Raw genomic sequence first — 5,859 nt, 5'->3', positions numbered from 1 at the left:
TCACCCGAGACCTCTTTGGCGCCGACTAACCCCAGCGCGGTACGCTCATGTACAAACGAAAAAGGCCCCCTAAAACAGGGGGCCTCGCAAAATGTAAGTAAACGGGTCGCTAAGCAACAGCTTATTCTCTGGGTAGACGCGCGGAATAAAATTGGGCAATCGCCTGAGTTCTATTTTTCACTGCCAACTTTTCGTAGATGTTTGAAAGATGAAATTTCACCGTATTTGTTGAAATCTCTAACTCTCTTGACAATTCACGGTTGGACATACCCTGCGCCAAAGCCTCAAGGATCGCGCGTTCTTTGCGAGAAAGGCTTTGGATCGGGTCCTGCTGCATTTTCCGAACGTCGATAAACGGGAATACCATCTTGCCCGCTGCCACGTCGGCACAGGTCTCAAGCAAACCTTCGACTTCTCCAGACCGGGCGGCAAACCCTGCGGCACCTGCCTGCATCGCAAGCCGGGGTATCTCTCCGATAGCATCACCATAGACTACAAACCGCGGCGCATTAGCCTGCTCGCGCAGCACTTCGATCAGCTTTGCCGCGCCAAGAATCGGCAGATTCCAGTCGACCACGCCGACCCGAACCGGAACCCGCATCACAGTTCCAAGAAACCCTTCCGCCGTGGCAGACGTGGCCACCAGCGAGAATCGGGGATCTCGTTCGAAAATCTCGGACATTGCGGACAGAACCAGTGGATTGCTGTCCGCCAGCATTACATCGATCGGCGTGTTCTGGGTCTCAACCATTTGTTTTCACCCTGTTTTCGTCAATTACCACCCATATGGGTAGGTGGAATTTTAGTATACCATGGCATTTTTACCAATATGGGTGGGTAAATACCCATACTTTTAGCCATCCTAAAGCAGTAGTAAGTTACGTTGCGTCACGGCGCAAGCCAGCGTTTTCTACTCGGCAAGACAACACTTCGGGCCCCTGCGCCCAGCCAACAGCCGAGGATGTCAAACGATGACGTTTCAAATTTTTCCACCGCTTGAGATCCCCCAGACTCTCGCAGCAGGTCCGGGGCCGGGCAATACCGATCCGCGTGTCCTACGCGCCTTTGCCAATGCAGGCGTTGCGGATCACATGCAGGGCGATGTCCTGAGGGGGATGGTCGAGTGCAAACACATGTTGCGAAAGATTTGGGGCACAAAAAATGCCTATACTTTCGCGGTCGCTGGCACGGGGTGGAGCGCGCTGGATTCCATGTTTTCCGCTGTCATGCCCGGCGACACAGTGGTTGCGTTCGCAAATGGAACCTTTTCGGGCATTGACGCAATGACCCTTCGGATCAAGGCTGCGACGCCGGAAGAACACGCCGCCAACCCGCTCGATCCACAAGCTGCCAGTGTCATTGTTGTCGAGGTTCCACATGGCCAACCCGTGACCGGCGAACTGGTCGAAGCGGCTCTGGTCGAGCATAAACCGAAATGGGCCTTCATGGCGCACTGGGAAACGGGTTCGGGTCGCGTCAATGATCTGCGCGGGTTCTCGGATGCCTGTGAACGCCACGGCGCGATGGGTTTGATCGACGCGGTGTCTTCTTTGGGTGCGGATGACTTTTCGATTGATGACTATCCTGGAATTGCTGGGTGGGCTTCGTGTCCGCAAAAAGGGCTGTGCTGCCTACCACTGACCTACGCGCCCGTCAGCTTTACGGATGCTTACATCGACAGCCTAAAGGCATCCGGCGCTTATACTTACGTCCACAATCCGATCTTTGAGGCACGCCACTGGGGCATCGTGGATGGTCAGGACGTCGAAAAAGGCACCTATCACCGGACTCATTCGGGATACGCCGTTGCGGCATTCCATGAATCTCTGCGTCTGACCCTGCAAGAGGGTCTGGCAAAGCGGTCGATGTCTTACCGAACCCACGAAAAGGTCTTGCGCGATGCGGTGATCGAGATGGGGTGTGAGGTCACTTCGGATATGCCCAGCCTTGTCGTACTGAACCTACCGCCAGATCTGGCAGGCCGTGAAATGGAACTGGTGCAGAACTGCCGTGCCCGCGGCTTCGGGATTTGGCCGACGCTCAGCGCGCCCGTGCAGGTGCGGATAGGTATCCTCAATCAGTTGGACCGCGAAGCCGTAAGCCGGATCGTTCGTCTTTTTGCCGAGGCCCTGCGCGAATTGGGTGGAATGGTTGATCAAGATGCAATCGAGGCGTTGCTCGAAAGCCGCTACGGCACGTCAATTGCCGCTTAAGCGTACTGCATGAACGGGAGGAATGCAGATGGATATTCATGAGTACCAAGCGAAAGAACTTCTTTCGAATTTTGGTGTCGAAGTGCCGTCAGGTGCACTGGCTTACAGCCCCGAGCAAGCCGCCTATCGTGCCCGCGAGTTGGGCGGCGATAAGTGGATCGTCAAGGCACAGGTCCACGCGGGCGGGCGTGGCAAGGCCGGAGGGGTCAAGTTGTGCAACACCGAGCACGAGATTTATCAGGCCTGTGACGATCTGTTCGGCCGAAAGTTGGTCACACATCAGACTGGCCCGGAAGGCAAAGGCATCTACCGAGTTTACGTGGAGTCGGCGGTGCCTATTGATCGCGAAATTTATCTGGGTTTCGTGCTCGACCGGTCCAGCCAGCGGGTCATGATTGTGGCCTCGTCGGAAGGGGGGATGGAGATCGAGGATATCTCGGCTGAACGCCCCAATAGCATCGTTCGGTCGATTGTCGAGCCAGCGGTTGGTTTGCAGGAGTTTCAGGCGCGCGAAATTGCGTTCAAGCTAGGTCTGGAACCCAAACTGGTACAGCACATGGTGCGCACGCTACAGGGTTGCTACGCCGCCTTCAGTGATCTGGACGCCACCATGGTCGAGATCAACCCGTTGGTCATCACCGGTGACGACCGAGTTCTGGCGCTGGATGCCAAGATGAGCTTTGACGACAACGCCTTGTTCCGTCACCCTCAGATCGCTGAACTGCGCGACAAAAGCCAGGAAGACCCGCGTGAAAGCCGCGCTGCCGACCGTGGATTATCTTACGTCGGTCTGGACGGAAACATCGGTTGCATCGTGAACGGCGCCGGTCTGGCGATGGCGACGATGGACACGATCAAGTTGGCCGGGGGCGAACCCGCAAACTTCCTCGACATCGGCGGCGGCGCGTCGCCTGAGCGTGTGACCAAAGCGTTCCGGCTGGTTCTGTCGGATGAAAACGTGCAGGCGATCCTCGTCAACATCTTCGCCGGTATCAACCGCTGTGACTGGGTGGCGGAAGGTGTCGTGCAGGCTCTGAAAGAGCTGGATATCGACATTCCTGTGGTCGTGCGCCTGGCCGGTACAAATGTCGAAGAAGGCCAGAAAATCCTCGCGAAATCGGGCCTGCCGATCATTCGCGCCACCACACTGATGGAGGCCGCAGAACGCGCCGTAGGCGCATGGCGCAACGACCTTACTCAAGGCACCAAGATGAGGGCTGTGTAATGAGCATTCTTCTCGATCGTGACTCGCGTGTCATCGTACAGGGCATCACTGGCCGTATGGCGCGGTTCCATACCAAGGACATGCTGAAATACGGCACCAATGTCGTGGGCGGCGTGGTACCCGGAAAGGGCGGAGAGACCGTCGAAGGCGTTCCCGTCTTTGACACCGTCAAGCAAGCCGTCGAAGCCACCGGCGCAGATGCCAGCCTTGTGTTCGTACCACCGCCGTTTGCCGCCGACTCGATCATGGAGGCCGCAGATGCCGGTATCCGGTACTGTGTCTGCATTACTGACGGTATTCCTGCGCAGGACATGATCCGAGTGAAACGGTATATGTACCGCTATCCTAAAGAAAAGCGCATGGTTCTGACCGGACCGAACTGCGCGGGCACGATCTCACCCGGTAAGGCTCTTTTGGGGATCATGCCGGGGCATATCTACCTGCCGGGCAATGTTGGCATCATCGGCCGTTCGGGCACGCTGGGTTATGAAGCTGCAGCGCAACTGAAAGAGCGTGGGATCGGTGTTTCGACCAGCGTCGGGATCGGCGGTGACCCTATAAACGGCTCGTCCTTCAAGGACATCCTGCAGCGTTTCGAGGAGGATGAGGACACGCACATCATTGCTATGATTGGTGAGATCGGCGGCCCTCAGGAAGCCGAAGCTGCCGAGTATATCCGCGACCACATCACCAAACCGGTGGTTGCTTACGTAGCAGGCCTGACAGCACCCAAAGGCCGGACAATGGGCCATGCAGGCGCGATTATTTCGGCCTTCGGGGAAAGCGCCAGTGAGAAGGTTGAGATTCTGTCAGCTGCGGGTGTGACTGTCGCGGAAAACCCAGCCGTAATCGGCGAAACAATCGCCCGGGTGATGGAGGCTGCGTGATGGTAAAACCCTCGGTTCTTGTTACCCGTCGTTGGCCCGCTGCAGTCGAGGCGCAGCTGGCCGAGAACTATAACGCCGTACTGAACACCGGGGACAAACCCATGTCCCCGGCTGAAATCCGGCAGGCACTGAAATCCTATGACGCGGTGCTGCCAACCGTTACGGATACACTCAGTGCTGAAGCACTGGATGTGCCCGGTGCGCAGACAAAAATCCTTGCCAATTACGGTGTCGGATTCAGCCACATCTGCGAGCCTTCAGCGCGTGGGTTGGGCATGACCGTGACCAATACGCCGGACGTGCTGTCCGAGTGCACGGCCGATATCGCTATGACCCTGTTGTTGATGGTGGCACGTCGGGCAGGCGAGGGCGAACGCGAGCTGCGTGCTGGCAACTGGACCGGCTGGCGCCCAACACACCTGATCGGCACCAAGGTCAGCGGTAAAACCCTGGGCATCATTGGGTATGGTCGTATAGGTCAGGAAATGGCCCGCCGCGCCCACCACGGATTCGGCATGGATGTACTGGTGTACAATCGCAGCCTAATTTCGTCGGACGTGTTAGCCAAGTGCAACGCGACCCAAGTGGACACGGTCGATGAGCTGTTACCCCAGTGCGATTTCGTTTCACTACACTGCCCGGGTGGCGCTGCAAACCGGCATTTGATCAACGCACGCAGACTGGACCTGATGAAACCCGATGCGTTCCTGATCAACACTGCGCGGGGTGAAATCATCGACGAACGTGCTCTAATTCAGTCGCTGTCCTTCGATATGATAGGAGGGGCCGCGCTGGACGTGTTCGACGGTGAACCGCGCATAAATCCGGATCTTCTGCAATGCGACAACCTGGTTATGCTACCGCATCTCGGCAGTGCAACGCGTGAAGCGCGCGAGGCTATGGGGTTCCGTGTTCTGGATAACCTGAGCGACTTTTTCCAGGGCCTCGAACCACGCGACAGGGTGATCTGAGATCCCAACGAAGCGTCAGTCAATGAACACAGATGCGGCCAAATCGGCGGCATCAGACCCTCTTCTACAGGAGTTTTGTCTCGTGAATGCCCCGCATCGTACAGACGGATTTTTCACCCAGTCCCTTTCTGACCGCGATCCTGAGCTTTTTGGCTCGATCACATCCGAGTTAGGTCGCCAGCGCGACGAGATCGAGCTGATCGCGTCCGAGAACATCGTCTCTGCCGCCGTGATGGAGGCGCAGGGTTCGGTGATGACCAACAAATACGCCGAAGGTTATCCGGGTCGCCGCTATTATGGCGGCTGCCAGTTCGTCGATATTGCCGAGAACCTGGCCATCGACCGCGCCAAGCAGTTGTTTGGCTGTGGTTTTGCCAACGTCCAGCCGAACTCGGGCAGCCAGGCCAACCAGGGCGTGTTTCAGGCGCTGATCCAACCCGGCGACACCATTCTGGGCATGAGCCTGGATGCAGGTGGTCACCTGACCCACGGCGCGCGGCCTAACCAGTCGGGCAAGTGGTTCAACGCGGTGCAGTACGGCGTCCGCAAGGAAGACAACATGC

General features: G+C 57.4%; 6 protein-coding genes. 5 read left to right on the top strand and 1 reads right to left on the bottom strand.

What is annotated here, in order from left to right:
- Positions 1-121: 121 nt before the first annotated feature.
- Positions 122-751: a response regulator transcription factor gene (locus ACR0L3_RS20545; RefSeq protein WP_480747651.1), complete on the bottom strand. Its 630-nt coding sequence runs from the start codon at positions 749-751 to the stop codon at positions 122-124.
- 220 nt (positions 752-971) lie between these two features.
- Here ACR0L3_RS20545 and ACR0L3_RS20540 point away from each other — a divergent pair, with 220 nt between their 5' ends.
- The 5 genes from ACR0L3_RS20540 to ACR0L3_RS20520 form a co-directional block, all read left to right on the top strand.
- Complete coding sequence (locus ACR0L3_RS20540; RefSeq protein ID WP_480747650.1) at positions 972-2,213, top strand: pyridoxal-phosphate-dependent aminotransferase family protein; 1,242 nt, start codon at positions 972-974, stop codon at positions 2,211-2,213.
- A 28-nt stretch (positions 2,214-2,241) separates the two neighbouring features.
- Positions 2,242-3,438 carry a malate--CoA ligase subunit beta gene (locus tag ACR0L3_RS20535; protein WP_480747649.1) on the top strand — a complete coding sequence of 399 codons (1,197 nt, stop codon included), beginning with the start codon at positions 2,242-2,244 and terminating at the stop codon, positions 3,436-3,438.
- Positions 3,438-4,325 (top strand): succinate--CoA ligase subunit alpha, encoded by an 888-nt coding sequence (sucD, locus tag ACR0L3_RS20530; protein ID WP_480747648.1) that lies wholly within the window; start codon positions 3,438-3,440, stop codon positions 4,323-4,325. Before ACR0L3_RS20535 ends, sucD begins: the two co-directional genes overlap by 1 nt.
- Positions 4,325-5,296, top strand: coding sequence for a 2-hydroxyacid dehydrogenase (locus ACR0L3_RS20525; RefSeq protein WP_480747647.1), 972 nt, complete (start codon positions 4,325-4,327; stop codon positions 5,294-5,296). Before sucD ends, ACR0L3_RS20525 begins: the two co-directional genes overlap by 1 nt.
- A gap of 82 nt (positions 5,297-5,378) precedes the next feature.
- On the top strand, positions 5,379-5,859 hold a 481-nt coding region (locus ACR0L3_RS20520), incomplete at its 3' end, for a PLP-dependent aminotransferase family protein (RefSeq protein WP_480747652.1).

Source organism: Ruegeria sp. CK1 (genome assembly GCF_056536545.1).
The sequence above is the reverse complement of the archived record's forward strand: the minus strand, read 5'-3'. Positions and strand labels throughout refer to the sequence as shown.